Source organism: Allobosea sp., from assembly GCF_030695125.1.
In the GTDB taxonomy this organism is placed as follows: domain Bacteria; phylum Pseudomonadota; class Alphaproteobacteria; order Rhizobiales; family Beijerinckiaceae; genus Allobosea.
Window position 1 is genome coordinate 120,108 of the sequence record NZ_JAUYTP010000036.1, and the last position, 23,649, is coordinate 143,756.

21 protein-coding genes are annotated in these 23,649 nt (G+C 68.1%); 12 read left to right on the plus strand and 9 right to left on the minus strand.

All coding sequences use genetic code 11. The features are described from left to right. The first annotated feature begins 79 nt into the window (after window positions 1-79). From Q8S38_RS15135 to Q8S38_RS15160, 6 genes are all read left to right on the plus strand, one after another. Window positions 80-1,678, plus strand: a complete 1,599-nt coding sequence (locus Q8S38_RS15135; protein ID WP_305681253.1) for an ABC transporter substrate-binding protein — start codon at window positions 80-82, stop codon at window positions 1,676-1,678. Between the two features lie 174 nt (window positions 1,679-1,852). After that, a complete protein-coding gene (locus Q8S38_RS15140) occupies window positions 1,853-2,806 on the plus strand; it encodes an ABC transporter permease (RefSeq protein ID WP_305681254.1) in 954 nt (317 codons plus the stop codon). A 1-nt stretch (window position 2,807) separates the two neighbouring features. Beyond that, window positions 2,808-3,701, plus strand: a complete 894-nt coding sequence (locus Q8S38_RS15145) for an ABC transporter permease (RefSeq protein WP_305681255.1) — start codon at window positions 2,808-2,810, stop codon at window positions 3,699-3,701. A gap of 2 nt (window positions 3,702-3,703) precedes the next feature. Then, on the plus strand, window positions 3,704-4,756 hold the full coding sequence (locus tag Q8S38_RS15150; RefSeq protein ID WP_305681256.1) for an ABC transporter ATP-binding protein: 1,053 nt from the start codon (window positions 3,704-3,706) through the stop codon (window positions 4,754-4,756). Continuing rightward, complete coding sequence (locus Q8S38_RS15155) at window positions 4,753-5,760, plus strand: ABC transporter ATP-binding protein (RefSeq protein ID WP_305681257.1); 1,008 nt, start codon at window positions 4,753-4,755, stop codon at window positions 5,758-5,760. Before Q8S38_RS15150 ends, Q8S38_RS15155 begins: the two co-directional genes overlap by 4 nt. Before the next feature lie 106 nt (window positions 5,761-5,866). Further along, complete coding sequence (locus Q8S38_RS15160) at window positions 5,867-6,652, plus strand: SDR family oxidoreductase (protein WP_305681258.1); 786 nt, start codon at window positions 5,867-5,869, stop codon at window positions 6,650-6,652. A 70-nt stretch (window positions 6,653-6,722) separates the two neighbouring features. On the opposite strand, the gene Q8S38_RS15165 is transcribed toward Q8S38_RS15160, so the two are convergent. The 7 genes from Q8S38_RS15165 to Q8S38_RS15195 form a co-directional block, all read right to left on the minus strand. Beyond that, window positions 6,723-7,358: an EF-hand domain-containing protein gene (locus tag Q8S38_RS15165; protein WP_305681259.1), complete on the minus strand. Its 636-nt coding sequence runs from the start codon at window positions 7,356-7,358 to the stop codon at window positions 6,723-6,725. A 164-nt stretch (window positions 7,359-7,522) separates the two neighbouring features. Further along, entirely contained in the window at window positions 7,523-7,927 is a 405-nt protein-coding gene (locus tag Q8S38_RS15170; RefSeq protein WP_305681260.1) for a RidA family protein, read from the minus strand. Window positions 7,928-7,975: 48 nt separating this feature from the next. Beyond that, the gene (locus Q8S38_RS15175) at window positions 7,976-9,607 is read right to left on the minus strand and encodes a benzoate-CoA ligase family protein (protein ID WP_305681261.1); all 1,632 of its coding nucleotides are present in this window, start codon (window positions 9,605-9,607) and stop codon (window positions 7,976-7,978) included. Between the two features lie 16 nt (window positions 9,608-9,623). After that, window positions 9,624-10,829 (minus strand): acyl-CoA dehydrogenase family protein, encoded by a 1,206-nt coding sequence (locus Q8S38_RS15180; protein WP_305681262.1) that lies wholly within the window; start codon window positions 10,827-10,829, stop codon window positions 9,624-9,626. Between the two features lies 1 nt (window position 10,830). Continuing rightward, complete coding sequence (locus tag Q8S38_RS15185) at window positions 10,831-11,661, minus strand: enoyl-CoA hydratase family protein (RefSeq protein WP_371125889.1); 831 nt, start codon at window positions 11,659-11,661, stop codon at window positions 10,831-10,833. A 2-nt stretch (window positions 11,662-11,663) separates the two neighbouring features. Continuing rightward, window positions 11,664-12,221, minus strand: a complete 558-nt coding sequence (locus Q8S38_RS15190) for a MarR family winged helix-turn-helix transcriptional regulator (RefSeq protein ID WP_305681264.1) — start codon at window positions 12,219-12,221, stop codon at window positions 11,664-11,666. Between the two features lie 3 nt (window positions 12,222-12,224). Next, window positions 12,225-12,980 (minus strand): SDR family NAD(P)-dependent oxidoreductase, encoded by a 756-nt coding sequence (locus Q8S38_RS15195; protein ID WP_305681265.1) that lies wholly within the window; start codon window positions 12,978-12,980, stop codon window positions 12,225-12,227. 233 nt (window positions 12,981-13,213) lie between these two features. Here Q8S38_RS15195 and Q8S38_RS15200 point away from each other — a divergent pair, with 233 nt between their 5' ends. The 6 genes from Q8S38_RS15200 to Q8S38_RS15225 all read left to right on the plus strand — a co-directional run bounded on the left by Q8S38_RS15200 (window position 13,214) and on the right by Q8S38_RS15225 (window position 19,381). Further along, window positions 13,214-15,535, plus strand: a complete 2,322-nt coding sequence (locus Q8S38_RS15200; protein ID WP_305681266.1) for a bifunctional salicylyl-CoA 5-hydroxylase/oxidoreductase — start codon at window positions 13,214-13,216, stop codon at window positions 15,533-15,535. A gap of 88 nt (window positions 15,536-15,623) precedes the next feature. Next, window positions 15,624-15,962, plus strand: coding sequence for a hypothetical protein (locus tag Q8S38_RS15205; RefSeq protein WP_305681267.1), 339 nt, complete (start codon window positions 15,624-15,626; stop codon window positions 15,960-15,962). A gap of 133 nt (window positions 15,963-16,095) precedes the next feature. Beyond that, entirely contained in the window at window positions 16,096-17,043 is a 948-nt protein-coding gene (locus tag Q8S38_RS15210; protein ID WP_305681268.1) for a ring-cleaving dioxygenase, read from the plus strand. Between the two features lie 175 nt (window positions 17,044-17,218). Beyond that, window positions 17,219-18,415: a DUF2778 domain-containing protein gene (locus tag Q8S38_RS15215; RefSeq protein ID WP_371125890.1), complete on the plus strand. Its 1,197-nt coding sequence runs from the start codon at window positions 17,219-17,221 to the stop codon at window positions 18,413-18,415. A gap of 84 nt (window positions 18,416-18,499) precedes the next feature. Continuing rightward, window positions 18,500-18,907 carry a DUF6152 family protein gene (locus Q8S38_RS15220; RefSeq protein WP_305681270.1) on the plus strand — a complete coding sequence of 136 codons (408 nt, stop codon included), beginning with the start codon at window positions 18,500-18,502 and terminating at the stop codon, window positions 18,905-18,907. Between the two features lie 6 nt (window positions 18,908-18,913). Beyond that, window positions 18,914-19,381, plus strand: coding sequence for a DUF2214 domain-containing protein (locus Q8S38_RS15225; protein WP_305681271.1), 468 nt, complete (start codon window positions 18,914-18,916; stop codon window positions 19,379-19,381). A gap of 192 nt (window positions 19,382-19,573) precedes the next feature. Here the strand turns inward: Q8S38_RS15225 and topA are convergent, their stop codons facing one another. After that, window positions 19,574-22,276 (minus strand): type I DNA topoisomerase, encoded by a 2,703-nt coding sequence (gene topA, locus Q8S38_RS15230; protein WP_305681272.1) that lies wholly within the window; start codon window positions 22,274-22,276, stop codon window positions 19,574-19,576. A gap of 245 nt (window positions 22,277-22,521) precedes the next feature. Beyond that, on the minus strand, window positions 22,522-23,649 hold the full coding sequence (locus tag Q8S38_RS15235; RefSeq protein ID WP_305681273.1) for a serine hydrolase domain-containing protein: 1,128 nt from the start codon (window positions 23,647-23,649) through the stop codon (window positions 22,522-22,524).

A 23,649-nucleotide genomic window follows, 5' to 3' on the forward strand; every position in this document is an offset into this window, starting at 1 on the left:
GACGTTGGGGAGGGTGCCGCGTGCGGCTGGCACAGCCCTTGCGAAGCCAGCCTGGAACCCATCCAAACCGGAGCCCCCCATGATCCGCAGCGCCCTTGCCCTGACCCTCGCCGCCGGCGTCTCCCTCTTCGCCGCATCGGCGCAAGCCCAGGGCACGCTTCGGATCGGCATGACCGCCTCCGACATCCCGCTGACCACCGGCCAGACCGACCAGGGCGGCGAGGGCATGCGCTTCATGGGCTACACGCTCTATGACGCGCTCATCAACTGGGACCTCAGCAAGGCCGACAAGGCCTCCGACCTGACGCCGGGACTGGCCTCGAGCTGGTCGGTCGATGCAACCGACAAGACCAAATGGACCTTCGTGCTGCGCGAAGGCGTCAAGTTCCATGACGGCTCGGAGTTCACCGCCGATGCCGTGGTCTGGAACCTCGACAAGCTCCTGAAGAACGACTCGCCGCAGTTCGATCAGCGCCAGGCGGCGCAGGGCCGCTCGCGCATTCCCGCCGTCGCCTCCTACAAGGTGATCGACAAGTACAAGGTCGAGATCACCACCAAGGCGCCCGACGCCACGCTGCCCTACCAGATCGCCTGGGTGATGATGTCCTCGCCGGCGCAGTGGGAGAAGCTCGGCAAGAGCTGGGAGGCCTTCGCCAAGACCCCGTCCGGCACCGGCCCGTGGCAGCTCACCGCCTTCCAGCCGCGCGAGCGCGCCGAGCTCTCGCCCTTCCCGGGCTACTGGGACAAGGCCCGCGTGCCCAAGCTCGACAAGATGGTGCTGCTGCCGCTGCCGGAGGCCAATGCGCGCGCCGCGGCGCTGCGGGCCGGGCAGGTGGACTGGATCGAGGCGCCGTCGCCGGATCTGATCCCCTCGCTCAAGACGGCCGGCTTCCAGATCATCACCAACGCCTACCCGCACAACTGGACCTGGCATCTCTCGCGCGCCGAGGGCTCGCCCTGGAACGACATCCGCGTCCGCAAGGCCGCCAACCTCGCCGTCGACCGGCAGGGCCTGAAGGAGCTGCTCGGCGGCCTGATGATCCCGGCCGAGGGTTTCTACCCGCCCGGCCACCAGTGGTTCGGCAACCCGAAGTTCAAGCTCAAGCTCGACCAGGCCGAGGCCAAGAAGCTCCTCGCCGAGGCCGGTTTCTCGCCGGCCAAGCCGGTCCAGACCAAGATCCTGATCGCGCCCTCGGGTTCGGGCCAGATGCAGCCGCTGCCGATGAACGAGTTCGTCCAGCAGAACCTCGCCGAGGTCGGCATCAAGATCGACTTCGAGGTCGTCGAGTGGAACACGCTGATCAACATCTGGCGCGCCGGCGCCAATCATGAATCCTCGCGCAAGGCGACGGGGATGAACTACACCTACTTCATCCAGGACCCCTTCACGGGCCTGGTCCGCCACCTGCAGTGCAATCTGCAGCCGCCGGCCGGCACGAACTGGGGCATGTATTGCGATCCGGAGATGGACAAGCTCTTCGACCAGGTCCGCAACACCTTCGACGCGACGGCGCAGACCGCCGTCCTGCAGAAGATCCACGAGAAATACGTCGACGAGGCCCTGTTCCTGATGGTCACGCACGACGTCAACCCGCGCGCCATGAGCCCCAAGGTCAAGGGCTTCGTCCAGGCGCAGAACTGGTTCCAGGACTTCTCGCCGATCACCATGGCGAAGTGAGGAAAAGAGTGCGCAGGCAACCCGACGCTGTCATTCCGGGGCATCGCGCAGCGATGAACCCGGAACCCACGACCGGGCGAGCCCTGATGGGTTCGCTTGATTCAAACGGGGTGCCCCGCCGTGGATTCCGGGTTCGCGGCTTTGCCGCGCCCCGGAATGACAGGTGAGGATCGCATGCTGAAATACCTCGCCAAGCGCATCCTCTACGTGCTGCCTGTCGCCTTCGGCGTCAGCCTGTTCTGTTTCCTGCTGGTGCATATCGCGCCGGGCGACCCGCTGACCTCGGTGCTGCCGCCCGACGCCTCCCAGGCGATGCAGGACGAGCTGCGCAAGATCTACGGCTTCGACCGGCCGCTGCCGGTGCAGTTCGGCCTCTGGCTGCTGAAGGCGCTGCAGGGCGATCTCGGCACCTCGATCGCGACGGGCCGTCCCGTCGCGGCCGAGGTCTGGCGCGCGGTGGGCAACACGCTGTTGATCGCCGGTCTCGCGACCGTCATCGGTTTCGTCTTCGGCTGCTTCTTCGGTTTCGTCGCTGGCTATTTCCGCGGCTCCTTCCTCGACAAGTTCGCCTCCATGCTGGCGGTGCTCGGCGTCTCCGTGCCGCATTACTGGCTGGGCATGGTGATGGTCATCGTGTTCTCGGTGCAGCTCGGCTGGCTGCCGCCGGGCGGGGCGGGGCCCGGCGGCTCGGCGGCGTGGAAATGGGACTGGGAGCATGTCAGCTACATGATCCTGCCCGCCATCACGATGTCGGTGATCCCGATGGGCATCATCGCGCGCACCGTGCGGGCGCTGGTCGCCGACATCCTCAACCAGGAATTCGTGCCGGCGCTGCGGGCCAAGGGGCTGATGGATTTCGGTGTCTTCCGCCATGTCGTGAAGAACGCGGCGCCGACCGCGCTGGCCGTGATGGGCCTGCAGCTCGGTTATCTGCTGGGGGGATCGATCCTGATCGAGACCGTCTTCTCCTGGCCCGGCACCGGCTTCCTGCTCGGCAACGCCATCTTCCAGCGCGACCTGCCGTTGCTCCAGGGCACCATCCTCGTGCTCGCCATGTTCTTCGTCGGGCTGAACGTCCTCGTCGATATCCTGCAGGGTCTGCTCGACCCGCGCGTCCGGAGGCGCTGAGATGTCCGCCATTGCGCAAGGCAAGGCCGCCGTCATCGTGCCGCCCCTGGCGAAGTCGCCCGGCTACTGGTCCGGCGTCTGGCGCCGCTTCAAGACCGACAAGGTCGCGGTCTGCGCCGGCCTCGTCGTGCTCGCGATCATCCTGATGGCGATTTTCGCCGATTACATCGCGCCGGCCGACCCGACCCGGTCCTCGATGCTGCGCCGCCTGCGGCCGATCGGGACGCCGGGCTATCCTCTCGGCGCCGACGAACTCGGCCGCGACATGCTCTCCCGCCTGATCCACGGCGCCAGGCTGTCGCTGTTCATGGGTGTGGTGCCGGTCTTCATCGCCTTCATCATCGGCTCGGTCATCGGGGTCGCCGCGGGCTTCTTCGGTGGGAAGTTCAACACCATCACCATGCGCACGGTCGATGTGTTCTACGCCTTCCCCTCCGTGCTGCTGGCGATCGCGCTCTCGGGTGCGCTGGGCGCCGGCATCACGAATTCGCTGCTGTCACTGACCATCGTCTTCATCCCGCCGATCGCGCGCATCGCCGAGAGCGTCACCACGCAGGTTCGCTCGATGGACTATGTCGAGGCGGCGCGTGCCAGCGGCGCCAACGCGATCACGATCATCCGCGTCCATGTGCTCGGCAATGTGCTGGGCCCCATCTTCGTCTATGCGACGAGCCTGATCTCGGTCTCGATGATCCTGGCCTCGGGCCTGTCCTTCCTCGGTCTGGGCACCAAGCCACCGACGCCGGAATGGGGGCTGATGCTGAACACGCTGCGCACCGCGATCTATGTGCAGCCCTGGGTGGCGGCGCTGCCCGGAGCGGCGATCTTCATCACCTCGATCTCGTTCAACCTGCTTTCCGACGGTCTGCGCTCGGCGATGGACGTGAAGGGCTGACCATGGCGCATGATAAGGTCGACGCGACCCATCACCAGACCCATCCCGACCGTGGCGGCGCGGGCACCCCGCTGCTGCAGGCGAAGACCCTGACCAAGCATTTCCCGCTCGGTGGCGGCGCCGTTGTGCGCGCCGTCGACGGCGTCGACTTCGCCGTGATGAAGGGCGAGACGCTCGGCGTCGTCGGCGAATCCGGCTGCGGCAAGTCGACCACGGCGCGCGTCGTCATGCAGCTCATCCCGCAGGACAAGGGCGAGATGCTGTTCGACGGCGAGATCGTCGGCGGCCAGGCCCTGACGCTCAAGGAATATCGTCGCCAGGCGCAGATGGTCTTCCAGGACTCTTACGCCTCGCTCAACCCCCGCCTGACCGTCGAGGACTCGATCGCCTTCGGGCCGACGGTCCACGGCGTCTCCAAGGCGAACGCCATCCTCAAGGCCCGCGACCTGCTGGAGCGTGTCGGGCTCGACCCCGCCCGCTTCGCCGCGCGCTATCCGCACGAGCTCTCCGGCGGCCAGCGCCAGCGCGTCAACATCGCCCGCGCGCTCGCGCTCGGCCCGCGGCTGGTCATCCTCGACGAGGCGGTCTCCGCGCTCGACAAATCGGTCGAGGCGCAGGTGCTCAACCTGCTCGCCGATCTGCGCGAGGAATTCGGCCTGACCTATATCTTCATCAGCCATGACCTCAACGTCGTCCGCTTCATCAGCGACCGCGTCATGGTGATGTATCTCGGTGAGGTCGTGGAGATCGGCCCGGTCGAGGAGCTCTATGGCGATCCGCGCCACCCCTACACGCGCGCGCTGCTCTCGGCGATGCCCTCGATGGATCCCGACAACCGGACCATGGAAGCCCCGCTCGCCGGCGATCCGCCCAACCCGATCAACCCGCCCGAAGGCTGCCGCTTCCATCCGCGCTGCCCCCAAGCCCAGACCGTCTGCGCCAAGGTGAAGCCGGTCCTGGCGACGGTCGGCGAGGGCGCCCGCCAGGTCGCCTGCCACATGCAGGTGCCCGGCTCCGGCCACAGCCACGCGCCAGCCCTGGAGGTCGCGGCATGAGTACGGGCAAGAACACGGGAACGAGCACGCCTCTCGTCGAGATCGAGAACCTGACGGTGCGCTTCCGCGGCGTCCAGACGGTCCACGCCGTCAACGGTGTCTCGCTGACCCTGGAGCCGGGCCAGGTGCTCGGCATCCTCGGCGAATCCGGCTCCGGCAAGAGCGTGACGCTGAAGACGCTGCTGCGCCTCCTGCCCGAAAGCCGCACCGACATCGGCGGCGGCGTCCGGGTCGACGGCCGCGACGTGCTCGCCCTGAACCCGCAGGATCTGGCGGATTACCGCGGTGCCGTCACCTCGATGATCTTCCAGGATCCCGCGCTCGCGCTCGATCCCGTCTACACCGTCGGCCAGCAGATCGCCGAGGCGATCATCCGGCACGAGAGCATCTCGGCGAAGGCGGCGATGGCGCGCGCGCTCGAACTGTTGGAGCTGGTGCGCATCCCGTCGCCGGAGCGCCGGCTAAAGGCCTATCCGCACGAGATGTCGGGCGGCATGCGCCAGCGCGCCATGATCGCGCTGGCGCTCGCGGCCCGTCCGAAACTCCTGCTCGCCGACGAGCCGACGACCGCGCTCGACGCCACCGTCCAGATCCAGATCCTGCTGCTGCTGCGCCAGCTCCAGCGCGACCTCGGCATGGGCATGCTCTTCGTCACCCACGACATCGGCGTGGCGGTCGAAGTCTCGGACCGGCTGGCGGTGATGTATGCCGGCCAGATCGTCGAGACCGGAACGGTGCGCGAGCTCATCCGCGATCCCCAGCACCCCTATACGCGCGGTCTTCTTGCCGCGAACCTGCACGGCGCGAAGAAGGGCGAGCGGCTGGAGGCCATTCCCGGCGCGCCGCCGGCGCTGACCGAGCCGCCCTCGGCCTGCTCCTTCGCGCCCCGCTGCAAGCACGCGCAGGATCGCTGCCGAGCGGCGCTGCCGCCGGTCGTCCAGCTCGGCGAGGGCCGGGTGGTGCGCTGCATCCTGGCGGAACAGGCGCTGACCGCGGCGGCTTGAGCACGCCGCCCATTCCGCGCCGGCCATTTCCTCACAGGCCTCGACCCGCTATCAGCAGGGCCGCAACGCGCCGCGACCTGCCGCGCCAACACGACGGAGCTGACCCATGGATCTCGGCCTTCACGACAAGCGCGCGCTGGTGCTGGGCGCGAGCCGGGGGCTGGGCGCCGCCATCGCCCGCACGCTCGCCAGCGAAGGCGCCTCGGTCATCGCCGCCGCCCGCAATGTCGCCGCAACCGATGCCTGGGTCAACGAATGCCCCGAGGAGGTGCGCAGCCGCATCTTCGCCGCCAGCCTCGATCTGTCGGATCTCGCCTCCGTCGATTCGCTCGTCGGCGTGCTCAAGGATGCCGGCGGCATCGACATCCTGATCGGCAACTCCGGCGGTCCGCCCCCGGCCGAGGCCCGCGAGGCCGGCCGCGACGATTGGCTCAAGCATTTCGAGGCGATGGCCGCCAATCTCTTCCATCTGGCGCAGGGCATGCTGCCGGGCATGGTCGAGCGCGGCTACGGCCGCATCATCACCATCGCCTCCTCGGGCGTCGAGCAGCCGATCCCGCGGCTCGCGCTGTCGAACGGCATCCGCGCGGCGGTCGTCGGCTGGTCGAAGACGCTGGCCGCGGAGGTCGCCTCGCAGGGCGTGACGGTCAACGTCGTGCTGCCGGGCCGCATCCACACCGAGCGCGTCGATCAGCTCGACCAAGCCGCGGCCGATCGCACCGGCACCACGCCCGACCAGGCTGCCAAGGCCTCGCGCGCCACCATTCCCGCCGGCCGCTATGGCACGCCGCAGGAGTTCGCCGATGTCGTCGCCTTCCTCGCCAGCGAGCGGGCGAGCTATGTCACCGGCGCCAAGATCCGCATCGACGGCGGCGCGACACGCAGCATCTGAGGCCGCTGCTCGAGAGCATGAGAGGCGCCGGCCTGCCTTCGGGCGACCGGCGTCATCGTCGCGGGCTGGCTCAGGCCGCCTGCGAATAGGTGGTGCCGGACGCGTTCGCCGCGCCGAGCTGGTAGGTGCTGCCATAGGCCTGCGAGGCGCTGCTCGGCGGCGGGCCGGGCGGCGGGCCCGACGGGCGGCCGCGCTGTTCGAGCGCCGCCTGGAATTCGCTCTGCTCGTGCTTCGAGATCGATCCGTCCGAACTTGTGTCGATCGCGTCGAACAGCTTGCTCAGCAGGTCACTCGACGAACTCGTGCCGGACGAGAAGGCGGACAGGAATTCGTCCTTGGCAACGCTGCCGTCGGAGTTGGCGTCGAGCTGGGCGAAGATGTCGGTCTCCTCCTCGCTCTCGTCGCTGCTGCTCTCGCTCTGCCCGCCGGCCTGAAGACCGAACAGGAAGGACTGGAGCTGCTGCTGGGCCTGCTCGGCCTTGGTCTTGAAGGCGTCCTGCTCCTCCTTGGTGACCGACCCGTTGCTGTCGCTGTCGATCGCCTTGAAGAGCTCTTCGCTCTTGCTACTGTTGGCGCCCTTCGGGCCCCCGGCCTTGAATTCCTCGATGCTCAACCCGCCGCTGCTGTCGGTATCGACCGACTCGAAGCTCGGGGGTTTCTGTGGTGGCGGACGAAACCCGCCGCTGACGCCACTGATGCTGGACATGAATGGACTCCATCGCGTCACCGCCGGATGGCGGCGCCTGCGATTGTCCGGCCGGAGCCCATTGCAGAAGCCTAAGCAGCAGGGGGCTTCCCTTTGGCAATTAGTAAGTCCGTGTTTCGAAGGCCCTGTTTGGCAACAGATGGAAACACAATTGCCCGCGGCGCTCAGGCGATGACGGCGGTCGCCTCGATCTCGACCAGTGCCTCGGGCTCGACGAGCGAGACCACCTGCACCACCGCCATCGCCGGGAAGTGCCGGCCCAGCACGGCGCGATAGACCGGCCCGAGTTCCTTGAGGCTGGCGCGATAGGCCTCGATGTCGGTGACGTACCAGGTCATTCGCACGATATCCTCGATGCGCCCACCGCCGGCCTCGACCACGGCCTTGATGTTGAGGAACGTCCGCTCGAGCTGCGGCAGGAATCCTTGGGCGAAGACGCCGTTCTCGTCCCAGCCGACGAGCCCGCCGGTGACCAGCACGCGGCCTTCCGCGACCATGCCGTTGGCATAGCCGCGCGGCAGCGGCCAGCCTTCCGGCAGGATGGCGCGGGACAGGGTTTCACTCGACATGGGCGTCGCCTCGGTTCGGGGCCGTTCCGGCTCGTCTGTGGGGGTGGTTCAGGCCTCGCCCTGTGCCATCTGGCGCAGCGCAAAGCGCTGCAGCTTGCCGCTGGCGGTCTTGGGCAGGGCCGTGACGAAGTCGATGGCGCGGGGATATTTGTAGGGCGCGATAGCGGCCTTCACATGGTCCTGCAAGGTCTTGAGCATCGCCGCATCGCCGGCGACGCCCTCGCGCAGCACGACATAGGCCTTCACGATGTGGCCGCGCTCGGGGCAGGGCGCGCCGACCACACCGCATTCCATCACATCAGGATGGGCGAGCAGGCAGGCCTCCACCTCGGGGCCGGCGATGTTGTAGCCCGACGAGACGATCATGTCGTCGGAACGCGCCTGGTACCAGAAATAGCCGTCTGCATCGCGGATATAGGTGTCGCCGGTGACGTTCCAGCCGTTCTGGGCGTAAGCCTTCTGGCGCGCATCGGCGAGATAGCGGCAGCCGATCGGCCCGCGCACGGCCAGCCGGCCCGGCGTGCCGTCAGGCACGTCGCGGCCGTCGGAATCGATGATCTTCGCCTCATAGCCCGGCACCGGGATGCCGGTCGAACCCGGGCGGATCGCCTCCAGCGGCGCCGCGATGAAGATGTGCAGCATCTCGGTTGCGCCGATGCCATCCATCAGCATTAGGCCGGTCTTGGCCTGCCAGGCGTCGAAGACGGGCTTGGGCAGGGTTTCGCCGGCGGAGACGCAGATCCGCAGCGAGGAGATGTCGCGCCCGTCGAGCTTGTCGAGCACGGCACGGTACGCTGTCGGTGCAGTGAAGATCACGCTCGCCTTGTGCCGCTCGATCGCATCGAGCAGATCCGCCGGCGCCGTCCTGTCCGGCAGCACGGCCGCCGCACCGATCCGAAACGGGAACAGCACGATGCCGCCGAGCCCGAAGGTGAAGGCGAGCGGCGCCGAACCGATGAAGCGGTCCTCCGGCGAGGCCTTCAGCACCTTGGCGGCATAGGTGTCGCAGATCACCAGCAGGTCGCGCTGGAAATGCATCGTGCCCTTGGGCTCGCCGGTGGTGCCGGAGGTGAAGCCGATCAGGCAGACATCGTCGCTAGCGGTGTCGACCGCCTCGAAGCGGTCGTATCCGGGCTGCGCCATCAGCGTCTCGAGCTCGCAGCCCTCCGCGCCGAAGGCGACGATGCGCGCGAGCTCCGGCACCTGGCGCTGGGCGCCCTCCAGCTCGGCCATCAGGCGGTGGTCGCACAGCGCCAGCGCGATCTTGGCCTTGCGCAGCGGATAGACCAGCTCGCCCACCCGCAGCATCGGCATGGTCGCGACCACGACGCCACCGGCCTTGATCACGGCGAGATAGGCCGCGACCATCATCGGCGTGTTGGCCGCGCGCAGCAGCACGCGATGGCCGGGGATCATTCCCAGATCCCGCGTCAGCACATTGGCGATGCGGTCGATCCGCTCCGCGAGGTCGCGATAGCTCCAGGTGACATGGTCGCCGATGATCGCGGGCCGGTCGCCGCGGCCCTGCGCGACATGCTCGTCAACCAGAACGCTCACGGCGTTCAGCCGCTCCGGATAGCTCAGCCCGGCCCCGTCAAGGTCGATCGCCGGCCATTGTTCCAGCGGTGGCAGGTTGTCCCGCGGAAAACTGTCGACATGGCCGGAGCGCAGGAAAGTCATGGCCGTCACCCTCGTCTTATTGGCTCTTGGCCTTGAGGAGGTCGCGCGCGATCACGACCTTCTGGACCTCGCTGGCGCCTTCGTAGATCCGAAGCGCCCGGATCTCCCGGTACAGTTCCTCCACCTTGACGCCCTTGGTGACGCCGAGGCCGCCATGAATCTGGACGGCCCGGTCGATCACGGCCTGAGCGTTCTCTGTCGCGACGAGTTTGGCGAGCGCGGCCTCGCGGGTGACGCGCGCCGCGCCGCGGTCCTTGGTCCAGGCGGCGCGGTAGACCAGCAGGGCGGCGGCATCGACCTCGGCCGCGCTGTCGGCGATGGCCGCCTGGCTGAGCTGGAGATCGCCCAGCGTCCCCCCGAAGAGCTTGCGCGCATTGGCGTGAGAGATCGTCTCGTGCAGCGCCCGCCGCGCGAAGCCGAGCGCCGCGGCGCCGACTGTCGAGCGGAAGATGTCGAGCGTTGCCATCGCCACCTTGAAGCCGTCGCCGGGGCCGCCGATCCGGTTCTCGACCGGCACGCGGCAGGCATCAAAACGCAGCGTCGCCAGCGGATGGGGCGCGATCACCTCGATCCGCTCGGTCACGCTCAGGCCCGGATTGTCCGCCTCGACCAGGAAGGCGGAAAGCCCGCGTGCGCCCGGCGCCTCGCCCGTGCGGGCGAAGACGACGTAGTGGTCGGCGATGCCGCCATTGGAAATCCAGCTCTTCTCGCCGTCGATCCGGACATGGCCGTTGCCGTCGGGCGTGGCGGTGGTCGCCATCGCGGCGACGTCGGAGCCCGCTTCCTTCTCCGAGAGCGCGAAGGCCGCGATCCGGGCCCCCTCACAGACGCCGGGCAGGATGCGCTGCTTCATGGCCTCCGAGCCCGCGACCGTGATCGCCCCGGTGCCGAGTCCCTGCATCGCGAAGGAAAAATCCGCCAGCCCGTCGCGCGCCGCCAGGATCTCGCGGGCGAGGCAGAGCGTGCGCACGTCGAGCGTCGGGTTCAGCCCGCCATAGGCCTCCGGCACAACCGCTCGGAGAAAGCCGCCCTCGCCGAGAGCCGTGACACGCGCCCGGCAGGCAGCGTCGACGTCGTCATGCGGCAGGCCGGGCAGGGTGGCGTCGGCCCAGGCCGAAAGCTCAGCGGCGAAGCGGCGATGCCGGTCCTCGAAGAAGGGCCAGTCGAGCGTGTCGCCGAGGATGCCCTGGAGATGACTGCCGTCTAGGTTTGTCGCAGCCATCTCAGTTGCCCTCGAAGACCGGCTTCTGCTTGTTGGCGAAGGCATGATAGGCGCGGGCGAAATCCTCTGTCTGCATGCACAGCGCCTGCGCCACGGCTTCCGCTTCGATCGCGCTTTCGACCGACATCGCCCATTCCATCTCGAGCATGCGCTTGGTCATCGCGTTGGCGAAAGTCGGTCCATCCGCGAGTTCGGCGGCCAGCGCCTGCGCCTCGGCGAGAACCGCCTCCTTCGCGACGAGCCGGTTGAGGAAGCCCCAGCGCTCGGCCTCTTCGCCGCGCAGGGTCCGGCCGGTGTAGAGCAGCTCCGTCGCGCGGCCCTGGCCGATGATCCGGGGCAGCATCGCGCAGGCACCCATGTCGCAGCCGGCGAGCCCGACGCGGTTGAACAGGAAGGCGATCTTGGTCTCAGGCGTGCCTAGCCGCATGTCGGATGCCATAGCGATGATCGCGCCGGCCCCGGCGCAGACGCCGTCGATGGCGGCGATCACCGGCTGCGGGCAGGCGCGGATCGCCTTGACCAAATCGCCCGTCATCCGGGTGAACTTCAGCAGCTCCTTGGTCTCCATCGCGACCAGCGGGCCGATGATCTCGAAGACGTCGCCGCCGGAGGAGAAATTGCCGCCCGCGCCCGTCACCACGATCGCCTTGACGTCCTCCTCCTTCTGCGCGGCGAGGAAGAAATCGGTGAGTTCGCGGTAGCTTGCGAAGGTCAGCGGATTCTTTTTCTCAGGCCGGTTCAGCGTCACCGTCGCGACCTTGCCGGCCACCGAGAGCGAAAAATGCTGCGGCTGGAAGGCCGAGAGCGGCAGGGTCGTGGCGTTGGCCAGCATGGTCACGAGGCATCTCCCTGGCCGGAATCGTCCGGCTTGCTGGAATCCTGCGCGCGGGCCGCGATCGCGCGGTGCAGCGAGGTCTTGGTCTGCCCGAGCAGGCGGAAGAGCTGCGTCCGCTCCGGCTGGTCCAGCCCCGCGAAGAGCTCGGCGATCCAGCCCTCATGTCGTTCGGCCATCGCCTTGAAGGCCTTGCGGCCCTGCGCCGTCAGCGTCAGCACCTGCACGCGCCGGTCCTGCGTGGCGGCGCGCTTGTCGACGAGCCCGTCCGCCAGAAGCCCGGCGACGACCGCGGTGACGTTGCCGTTCGAAACCATCAGGCGCTGCGAGACCTCGCCGACGGTCATGCCGGTGCTCGACTTGTCGAGCTGCGCCATCAGATCGAAGCGCGGCAGCGTCGTCTTGAACTCCTCGCGCAGCCGGTTGCGGATCTCCGTCTCGATCAGCGTCGAGCAGGTCAGCAGCCGCAGCCAGAGCCGCAACTCGTCCTTGTGGTCGCCGGGGCGCTCGCTCGCCTTGGTCTCGCGGTCGAGCATCAGGCCCGGCAGGATGCTCTCCATCGCCTAGAACTCCCCGCCATTGATCGTCAGGGACTGGCCGGTGACCGAGCCGCTGGCCGGCCCGCAGAGATAGAGCACGGCCTGCGCAATCTCGTCGGGCGCAATCAGCCGCCCTTGCGGATTGGCCTTGACCATGTCCGCCAGCGCCTGCTCGCGGCTGACACCGGTCTTGGTGACGATGGCGTCGAGCCCGCTCGCCACCATGTCCGTGTCGGCATAGCCCGGGCTCACCGCGTTGACGGTCACGCCACTGCGCGCCGTCTCCAGCGCCAGCGACTTCACCAGCCCGATCACCGCATGCTTGGCCGCGACATAGGCCGAGACATAAGCATATCCGCGATGGCCGGCGGTCGAGCCGATCGCGATGAGGCGCCCGTGCCCGCGCTCGACCATGCCAGGCAGGGTGCCGTGGAACAGATTTACCGTGCCGATCAGGTTGATCTCGGTCATCCGGCGGAAGCGCTCGGCCGGGCTGCGCAGGAAGGGGCCGGTCTCGACGGCACCCGCATTGGCGACGGCGATGTCGATCGGCTGATCGGCGGACAGCCGCGCCAGCGCCTGCACCATCGCGGCCGCATCGGTGACGTCGCAGGCGGCCCGGGCGTCGGCGTCGCCCGCCGCACAGGCCGCGGCCAGCGCCTCTGCGTCGCGGCCGATGATGGAGACGCGGGCGCCCTCGCGGCGCAAGCGAGCGGCGACGGCACGGCCGATCCCGCGCCCGCCACCCGTCACCACCGCGTGCCGCCCTGAAAGGAGCATCCGATCCGCCTCCCGATGCGACAATGTATTTTAGGTCTAAAGCATTTTGCAAGCGGCTGAGGCGGGTAGGGCGAATGTTCTCTGCAGAGCTCGAAAACGACCATCAGCATGCATGTTGCTGGTTCGCAGCCTGCGTCGTTTGATCTCGGTCAAGGCGACGATTCGATCGCTTGAGTGAAAATTATTTTAGGCCTAAAATAATTTTGCAGTCGGTTCGGGGAGAGGGGCTTCAGATGCGTATCGCGGTGGTCGGCGGCGGGCCTGCGGGGCTCTACTTCGCGCTCCTGATGAAGCGGGACTGGCCGGATCTCGACATCACGGTCTTCGAGCGCAACCAGCCCGACGACACCTTCGGCTTCGGCGTCGTCTTCTCCGACCAGACGCTCGACATCTTCAAGGCCGCCGACGAGGCGAGCTATGCCGCGATCCGCGACAATTTCGCATATTGGGACGACATCGAGGTCCATTTCAAGGACAGCGTCCACCGCGTCTCCGGCAACGGCTTCTGCGGCTGCTCGCGCCGCTCGCTCCTGCTGCTCGTTCAGGCCCGGGCCCGCGAACTGGGGGTCGAGCTGCGCTTCGGCGAAGAGGCCGCCGACATCGAGACGCTCAAGGCGGACTACGATCTCGTCGTCGGCTGCGACGGCATCAACAGCCGCATCCGCGAGGGCTGGCGCGACCGTTTCCAGCCGGAGGTCGATCTGCGGCCGAACCACTTCACCTGGATGGGCTCGACGCGGCCCTTCGACGCCTTCACCTTCTTCTTCAAGGAAACGGAGCACGGCGTCTTCATCGCCCATTGCTACCAGTACGAGGCCGGCCGCTCGACCTGGGTGCTGGAGACCGACCCCGAGACCTTTGAGAAAGCCGGCCTCGGCGCGATGGACGAAGCGGCCTCCGCCGTCTTCCTCGAAGGCGTCTTCGCCGAGGAGCTTCAGGGCCACCGGCTGATCACCAACCGCTCGCTCTGGCGCAACTTCCCGATGATCCGCTGCCGCAACTGGGTGGTCGAGAACGTCGTCCTGCTCGGCGATGCCAAGGCGACCGCGCATTTCTCGATCGGCTCGGGCACCAAGCTCGCGATGGAGGATGCGATCGGCCTGCACAAGGCCTTCCACAAGGCCCGCCTCCAGGTCGCCGACGCGCTCGCCTTGTTCGAGCGCAGCCGCCGCGAGGAGGTCGAGAAGACCCAGCATGCGGCGGATGTGTCGCTGGTCTGGTTCGAGCAGCTCGGACGTTTCTGGGATTTCGATCCGCTGCGCTTCGCCTTCGGGCTGATGACCCGCTCCAAGGCGATCACCTATGACAACCTCGCCTTGCGCGCGCCCGACATGGTCGCGGCCGTCGACGAGATGGTCGCGGGCGAACTCGGCCCGATCGCCCGCCGCCGCAAGGATGGCAGCGCTGTGCCACCGGCCTTCCAGCCGCTGAAGCTGCGCGATCTCACGCTGGAAAACCGCCTCGTTCTGGCGCCGATGTGCCAGTACTCGGCTGATGACGGCGTGCCGGGCGACTGGCACCTGATGCATTACGGCTCGCGCGCCATCGGCGGGCCCGGCCTGATCTTCACCGAGATGACCTGCGTCTCGGCGGACGCCCGCATTACGCCCGGCTGCGCCGGTCTCTACACCGATGCGCAGGAAGTCGCCTGGACCCGCATCGTCGACTTCGTCCATGCCAACTCCGCCGCCAAGCTCTGCCTCCAGCTCGGCCATGCCGGGCGAAAAGGGGCGACCAAGCTGATGTGGGAGGGCATGGACCGCCCACTCGCGGAGGGCGCCTGGCCGATCCTCTCGGCCTCACCGCTACCCTATTATCCCGAGAGCCAGGTGCCCCGCGAAATGACCCGGGCTGATATGGACCGGGTCACGGCCGAGTTCGTTGCGGCGGCCGAACGGGGCGCGCGCGCCGGCTTCGACATGCTCGAACTCCACTGCGCCCATGGCTATCTGCTGGCGAGTTTTCTCTCGCCCCTGACCAACCGCCGCGGCGACGTCTATGGCGGCAGCATCGAAAACCGCCTGCGCTATCCGCTCGAGGTGTTCCGGGCGCTGCGCGCGATCTGGCCGCGCGAGAAGCCGATGTCGGTGCGCATCTCCGCGACCGACTGGGCGCAAGGCGGCCTTTCGGCCGAGGATTCGGTGGCCATCGCCGAGGCCTTCGCCAGCGAGGGCTGCGATCTCGTCGACGTCTCGACCGGCCAGACCGTGCGCGAATCGCGGCCGGTCTATGGCCGCATGTTCCAGATCCCGTTCTCGGACCAGATCCGCAATGAGGCCCGGGTCGCGACCATGTGCGTCGGCAACATCACCAGCGCCGATCAGGCCAACACCATCATCGCCTCGGGCCGCGCGGATCTCGTCGCGCTCGGGCGGCCGCATCTGGCCGATCCATCCTTCGTCATGCGGTCGGCGGCCTGGTACGGTGTCGATCTGATGCAGCCGAAGCCCTATGGGCCGGGCAAGGACCAGCTCATGCGCAACACCCCGCGCGAGCGGCAGGATCTCGAGGAGCTCAAGCTCAAGGCCAAGCCGAGCCGTCACGCGGTCTCGTGACGGCCGAGGCTGGCTGGGGAGGAACATTGGCGAGACGAAAGGGTTGTTTCAGCGGTCGCCCGCCTTTGGGCGCGCTAGGGAAATCCAAATGTTTCGCTCCATGCCTGGTCTTGCTCTCGCCGCCGGTCTGCTGGTCGCCGCCTCTGCCGCTGTGGCCCAACCGGCGTCCTCGACCACGACGCCCCCCGCTTCGCCGGCCCAGGCGAAGGCCAGCGGCGGTCTAGGCCCGACCATCACGAACCCCACGGAAATCGACAAGGGCCAGAACATGATCGTGCCGAACGCGGGTGTTTCTCACCCGTCGGCGGCTCCGACGATGGTGTATGACTGCAAGAACAAGCCGCAGGACTGCACGACGCCCATTAATCCCGGCGACAAGGCCGATCTCCCCGACACCTCTGCCACGCCGCCGACGTCAAAGCCCTGACGCGGCCGGCCCGATTGCGTGGCTGCAACGTCGCGATTGCCGGCTCCGCCATTCCATTGTCGGCGGCGGGCGTTATCTCTGGTCCAACAGCCGCGCCTGTCCAGGCGCAGCGAACCATGTTGAGGGCCATCCCATGAAGCTCACGGGCATCCATCACGTCACCGCGATTTCGGCGGATGCGCCGGGCAACCGTCGCTTCTATGTCGAGACGCTCGGCATGCGCCTGGTCAAGAAGACCGTGAACCAGGACGACACCTCCGCTTATCATCTGTTCTACGCCGATGGCGCCGGCTCGCCCGGCACCGATCTCACCTTCTTCGACTGGCCGGCCTCGCCGGCGCGTCGCGGAACCCATGCGATCAGCCGCACCGCCTTACGCGTCGCCGACGAGGCTTCGCTCGCCTGGTGGCGCGAGCGCCTCACGACGCTCGGGATCGCGGTGACGCCGATCCGCGCGATCAATGGCCGTCCCGCGGTCGATTTCGAGGATCCGGAGGGCCAGCGCCTGACCCTGATCGCTGATGGCGGCGCGATTCCCTTCGTCGTCTGGGACAAGAGCACCGTCCCCGCAGAGCACCAGATCCGTGGCCTCGGCCCGGTCACCATCTCGGTTCCGAAGCTGGAGCGCACGCAAATTGTGCTGACGCAGTTGCTGGGGCTTGAGCTGATCGGCAGCTATCGCGATGCAGCCCATGCCACCGGCGAGATCCATGTCTTCAAGATCGGGGAGGGCGGCCCGGCGGCCGAACTCCATGTCGCGGTCGAGCCGGATCTGCCGCAGGCCCGCGAGGGTGCCGGCGGCGTCCATCATCTGGCGCTGCGCACCCCGACCTTCGCCGATTACGACGCCTGGGCGGAGCGCTTGCGCGCGGCGGGCTATCCCAATAGCGGGCCGGTCGACCGCTTCTACTTCCGCTCGCTCTATCTGCGCGAGCCCAACGGCATCCTGATCGAGATCGCCACCGACGAGCCCGGATTTGCCGCCGACGAGCCGGCCGAGACGATGGGCGAGACGCTGGCGCTGCCGCCTTTCCTCGAAGGCCGGCGCGCCCAGATCGAGGCCGGTCTCAAGCCGCTCTGAGGCGGCCGGCAATGGCGCGCCGCTCTCCGGCGCGCTGTCACAAATTCCGGATTCGCGACGATCCGTTCACCCCGCTTTAACCACGCGGACCTCTACTCGAAGCCGGCAGGTTTGCCGGTTTCCGCTGTCGATGTGACGGCGGGCGTGTGTTGCGTCGGGTCGAGAGCTGAGCGTGATGTCGGGACAGGGCCATAGGCTGCGCAAGGCGCCGCGCACCCGTTACCGGGTCGGCCACAACATTTGTCTGCAACTGGCGGCGATCGTCGTGGCCTGCGGCTTCGGCTTCGTCGCGCTCGATCCGGGCCCCGATGCGCAGCTCCCGACCCGGGCGACGCCCATGCTCGACGTCGCGACGACCGGGTCTCTGGCTTCATCGGCAACGGCTTATCGTGATCTCCTGAAACCGGGCTTCACACTGGGCACGACGCCGGGAGCCTTTGGCGCCAGGGCTCCGCTGCAGGCGGGCCTCCACCGTGATGCCGCGCCGGCGCCGCGGCCCGCATCCGCACCGGAGGCACCCGTTCTCGCCGCCCTGCCGTCGTCGCAGCCCGGCGCAACCGCTCCCGTCACCATGTCCACCGCGCCACTCGCCGTCACCGCTGTGACCGTCAATGCGCCTGCCGCCGAGGCACCCGCGCCATCGCAGCAGGCGGTCACGCGCATTCTCAAGGACGCGCCGCTGCCGGCGCCGCGCCCCGCCGAACTCAGGCTGCCGGCCGCCGAGCCGCCGGCGATCGCGCTGCGCCAGCCGACGCGGCGGGAGCGTCTCGCCACGGCGCCCGCTCCGGCGCCGGTCGTCGAGGACAACCGCTCCTTCATCGAGAAGCTGTTCAGCGCGCCGCGCCAGCCCAATGGTCCGGCCATGGCCTATGCCGCGCCGGAGGACGATGTCGTCGACCGGTCGCGCGGCCGGCGGCTGAGCCCCTCATTCGGCCCGCCCATGAGCGTGGGCCAGGCCACCGCGATCTACGACATCAGCGCCAAGGTCGTGCATATGCCCGATGGCGAGAAGCTGGAGGCCCATTCCGGCTTCGGCGAGAAGATGGACGATCCCCGCTACGTCCATGTCCGGATGCATGGCGCGACGCCGCCCCACACCTACAACCTCGTCGAGCGCGAAGCGCTGTTCCATGGCCACCGCGCCTTGCGGATGCACCCGGTCGGCGGCAGCGGCGCGATCTTCGGCCGCGCCGGGCTGCTGACACACCCCTATCTGCTCGGCCCCAACGGCCAGTCCAATGGCTGCGTCTCGTTCAAGGACTATGACCGCTTCCTCCAGGCCTATCTGCGCGGCGAGGTGAAGCGTCTCGTCGTCGTCGCCAGCATGCGCGATGCCCCCGCATCCCTGGTGGCGTCGTTGACGGGGAGGTGATCGGCGCGTGATCGCATGAGCGGGAACGATGGTGCATGATCGGGGTTCAGCCCTCGCCACCATCGCCGCAACGGGAGACGCGCCATGATCCACGCCCCCCTTCGTCACGCAGCACGCCGCCGTCTCGTCATCACGGCTCTGGCCGGCGCCGCGGCCCTCGCGAGCCTCCCGGTCCTCGCCCATCATGGCTGGGCCTGGGCCGAGGGCGAGCAGATGGAGCTGAAGGGCACCATCCGCACCATTTCGATGGCGCCGCCCCATCCGATGCTGATGGTGACCGCCGCCGACGGCAGGGAATGGCAGGTCGATCTCGGCAACCCCAACCAGACCGCGCGCTCCGGCTTCACCGGCGACACGGCCAAGCCCGGCGACGCGATCACCGCGCTCGGCAACCGCCATCTCGACAAGAGCAAGGCCCATATGAAGGCCGTGCGCCTCGTCATCGCCGGCAAGAACTACGACATGTATCCGGAGCGCATCCGCAACAACTGAGGCCGCATGGAGCTTCTCGCCGGTCTCGGGACATGGCCCGGAGCCGTGCTGCTCAAGCAGAGCGGCACGGCCTATCTCCTCGTCAACGCCAGCCACATCCTCGGCATCGCGCTGCTGATCGGCGCGATCCTGCCGCTCGATTTGCGCCTGCTCGGGTTCTTTCGCAGCGTGCCGGTCGCCACCCTCGCGCCCGTACTGTCGCGCATGGCGGGAATCGGGCTTGGCCTCGCGCTCGTCACCGGCGCCTGGCTCTTCACGGTGCGCCCGGTCGAATATGCGCGCAATGCCGCCTTTCTGTGGAAGCTTGGCCTGCTCGCTTTGGCGCTCGCCAACATCGCCCTGCAGCACCGCAGCGCGGCCTATGTCCGCGCGCTGGCGGGTGACATCACGGCGGCGGTGCGCTGGCGCGCGTTCGTCTCGCTGACGCTCTGGCCGGGCGTGCTGCTGGCGGGGCGCTGGATCGGCTTTCTCTGAACGGCCGATCCCCTTCTCGGGCCGGCCTCTGAAACGCGCGGGTCATCCCGGACGAAAGCGTAGCGGAGATCCAGGATCCATTCCGGAACGCCTCCGGGAAAGGTTCCGGAATGGGTCCCGGGTCAAGCCCGGGACGACCGCGTGTTTTCCCAGCCAATCCTGCAGGACCGGCTCGCGGCGCCCGGTCGAGCCTCAGCCCTTGGCGGCAGCCTTGGTCTTGGCCGCAGCGGCCTTGGGCTTGGCGGCGGTCTTCGCGCCGGCCTTGGCTGCGCCAGCTTTCGCCGCTGCCGGCTTGGTTGCGGACTTGGCCGCGGGCTTCTTGGCTGGCGCCTTGGCGGCCTTGGCCTTGCCCGGCCCCTTGACGCCGCTCGACTCCGCCTTGGCGTTGACCAACTCGATCGCCTGTTCGAGCGTGATCGCCTCCTGCGTCAGCGCCTTGGGCAGCGTCGCGTTGACCTTGCCCCAGTTGACATAAGGCCCGTACTTCCCGGCCCGCACCACGAGCTTGCCGCCACCGGGATGCTCGCCGAGATCGCGCCCGGGAACCGCCGCGCCACGCCCGAAGCGGGCACCCGGTCCGCCGGTTTCCTTGGCGACGATCAGGTCGATGGCGCGGTTGCCGCCGATCTGCAGGATGTCGTCGTCCTTGTCGATATTGGCGTAGGTCTTGCCGTGCTGGACGTAAGGCCCGTAGCGGCCGATGCCGGCCAGGATCGGCTCGCCGCTCTCGGGATGCTTGGCGACCTCCTTGGGCAGCGAAAGCAGCGCGAGCGCGGTTTCGAGATCGACGCTGCCCGGGCTCATGCCCTTGGGCAGGCTGGAACGCTTGGGCTTTTCGCCCTCGCCGAGCTGGATATAGGGGCCGAAGCGCCCGTCGCGGATCGTGACCTCGACCTCCGTCACCGGATCCTTGCCGAGGATACGCACGCCCGGCGCGCCGGTGCCGCCCTCGGCCGTTGCCTCGCCATCGGCGGCCTGGACGGTGAGCGGGCGCGTATAGCGGCATTCGGGATAGTTCGAGCAGCCCACAAAAGCGCCGAACTTGCCGAGTTTCAGCGAAAGCTGGCCGGTGCCGCAGACCTGGCAGGAGCGCGGATCGCCGCCATCCTCCCGCGTCGGGAAGACATGGGCGCCGAGTACGCCGTTCAGCGCCTCCAGCACCTCGGTGACGCGCAGATCCTTGGTGTCGCCGATCGACTTGGTGAATTCCTCCCAGAACTCGCGCAGCACGACCTTGAAGTCGATCTCGGCATTCGAGACGCGGTCGAGCTTCTCTTCGAGATTGGCGGTGAAGTCGAACTCGACATAGCGCTTGAAGAAGCTCTCCAGGAACGCCGTCACCAGCATGCCCTTGTCCTCGGGCACGAGGCGCTTCTTGTCGATGCGGACATATTCGCGGTCGCGCAGCGTCGAGAGCGTCGCGGCATAGGTCGAGGGCCGGCCGATGCCGAGCTCTTCCATGCGCTTGACGAGGCTGGCTTCCGAATAGCGCGGCGGCGGCTCGGTGAAGTGCTGATCGGCGGCGATGGCGCGCTTCTCCAGCCCGTCGCCCGTCTTCATCACGGGGAGCTTCTTGGAATCCTCGTCCTCCTCGTCGTCGCGGCTCTCCTGATAGAGCGTCAGGAAGCCGTCGAAGAGCGTGACCTGGCCGGTGGCCCGCAGTTCGAGGGCGCGGCCTGCGACGGTCGCCGCGATGTCGACCGTGGTGCGCTCCAGCGAGGCGGACTCCATCTGGCTGGCGATGGTGCGCTTCCAGATCAGCTCGTAGAGCTTCGCCTGCTCGGGCTCGAGATGGCGCATGACCATAGCCGGCAGCCGGCCGAGATCGGTCGGGCGGATGGCCTCATGGGCCTCCTGCGCGTTCTTGGCCTTGACCGTGTATTTGCGCGGCACGCCGGGCACATAGGCGTCGCCGAATTCCTTGCCGATGACGCGGCGTGCGGCCTCAATCGCCGAGCCGTCCATGTCGACGCCGTCGGTTCGCATATAGGTGATGAGACCGACCGTCTCGCCGCCGATATCGACGCCCTCATAGAGCCGCTGCGCCAGCTGCATGGTCCGGGCGGGGGCGAGCCCGAGCTTGCGCGAGGCCTCCTGCTGCAGCGTCGAGGTCTGGAAGGGCGGGTAGGGGTGGCGCTTGACGGGCTTCGCCTCGACATTCGCCACGTTGAAGGCGGCCGTCTCCAGCGCCTCCTTGAAGGCCCGGGCGTCGTCGCCATTGCCGATATCGAGCCGGGTGATCTTCTTGCCGTCGGCGCCGACGAGACGGGCATCGAAGACGCCGCCCGCCGCCGTCGCCAGCGTCGCCACCAGCGACCAGTATTCGCGGGCCCGGAAGGCCTCGATCTCGCGCTCGCGGTCGCAGACGATGCGCAGCGCCACCGACTGGACGCGGCCGGCCGAGCGGGCGCCCGGCAGCTTGCGCCAGAGCACGGGCGAGAGCGTGAAGCCGACGAGATAGTCGAGCGCGCGGCGCGCCAGATAGGCGTCGACCAGCGCCTGGTCGACCTGGCGCGGATTGGCGAGTGCGGTCTGCACCGCGTCCTTGGTCACAGCATTGAAGGTGACGCGCTCGACGGGGATGCCCTTCAGCGCCTTCTTGGCGTTGAGCGCCTCCAACACGTGCCAGGAAATCGCCTCGCCCTCGCGGTCGGGGTCGGTCGCCAGGATCAGCTTGTCGGCACCCTTCAGCGCCTTGACGATCTCGGCGACCTGCTTGGCGCCGCGCCCCTCGATCTCCCACTTCATCGCGAAGTCATGCTCGGGATCGACCGACCCGTCCTTGGCCGGCAGGTCGCGGATATGCCCGAAGGAGGCGATCACCTCATAGTCGGAGCCGAGATACTTGTTGATCGTCTTGGCCTTGGCCGGCGACTCGACGACGAGGAGCTTCATGATTTCGTGTCTCGGTAACAGCCTCATCGGAGCGCGAAATGGCCCTGGGGCGATCTCGCGACCGGTGACGGACGAGGGCGTTTGGAATTGCGCGCGAAAGTGGTTCAGGGAACAGGCCGTGTCAAACGCCGAATGCCGATTGCGACGTTCGGCGGCGTTTTGGCCACAATGCCCCCAGCCTGCCGTTCAGATGGGGGGCATCCCGTCGCGAACAAGCCGCCGGCCCAGCCGGCCCCAGGCCGCCTTCAGGCCATCGCGCCATACAGCTTGCCCAGGAAGGGGTCGAAGGACGCGCCGTCGATCCAGCGCAGCACGGCGACGAGATCGTTCTCCGGATCGACCAGGATGACATTCGTGCCCGCGCCCAGCGCCCAATAGGCGCTGGCCGGCACGCCGGCCTTGGCCGAGGGGCCGCGGTTCAGCCACCACAGGAAGCCGTAATTGGACAGGGTCGGGGAGGGCGCCACCATCTGCGCGATCCAGTCGGCCGAGAGCAGGCTGCGCCCGCCCCATGCGCCGCCCTGCGCCATCAGCAGGCCGAAGCGCGCATGATCGCGCGCGCCGATGAACAGGCCGCCGCCCCAGTGGCCGCCGCCCGGCACGGACTGCATGCGCTGCCCGTCGATCTCGACGAAGGAGGTCTCGTAGCCCTGCCATTCCCAGTCGGACGAGGCCCCGATTGGTTCCATGATGCGCGCGCGCAGCACATCCGGCAAAGGCCGGCGGAAGCGCTGCAGCAAACAATAGCCCAGCAGGTTCACCCGCACGTCGTTGTATTCGTAGAAGCTGCCAGGCGCGTTCAGCTCACGCTTCTGCCCCTTGCGGCTGTTGTCGGCGCCGGGCCCGATCTGGCGGTTGTGGTCGACCTGGTCGGACTTGCCGAAGATCTCGCCCTGCCACTCGCTCGACTGCTGCAGCAGATGCCGCCAGGTGATCGGCGCATTACGGGCGCTCTCGAAGAACGGCCCCGGCACGCTTTTGCCCACCGGCTCGTCGAGATCGGCGATCAGCCCGTCCTGCACGGCGAGCCCCGCCAGCACCGACAGGTAGCTCTTGGCGATCGAGAACGTCATGTCGGTACGGGCGGTGTCGCCCCATTCCGCCACGATCCGCCCGCCCTTCAGCACGAGGCCGGCCGGCCCGCCGCGCCCGCGAACGGGGCCGACGATCTCGCTCCACGGCCCGCTCTCGTTCCACTCGACATTCCCGACATAGCGCCCGTCAGGATAAAACAGGCTCTTCGGCCAGGGGCTGTCATGAGCCTGCGCGAAGGCAACCGCCTCCGCGAGTCGGGCCTCGTCGAACCCCGCCTCGTCGGGCGCGATCGTGTTCCAGGTCGAGCCATGGGCGGCGGGAACGGCGGAGGGGGACAT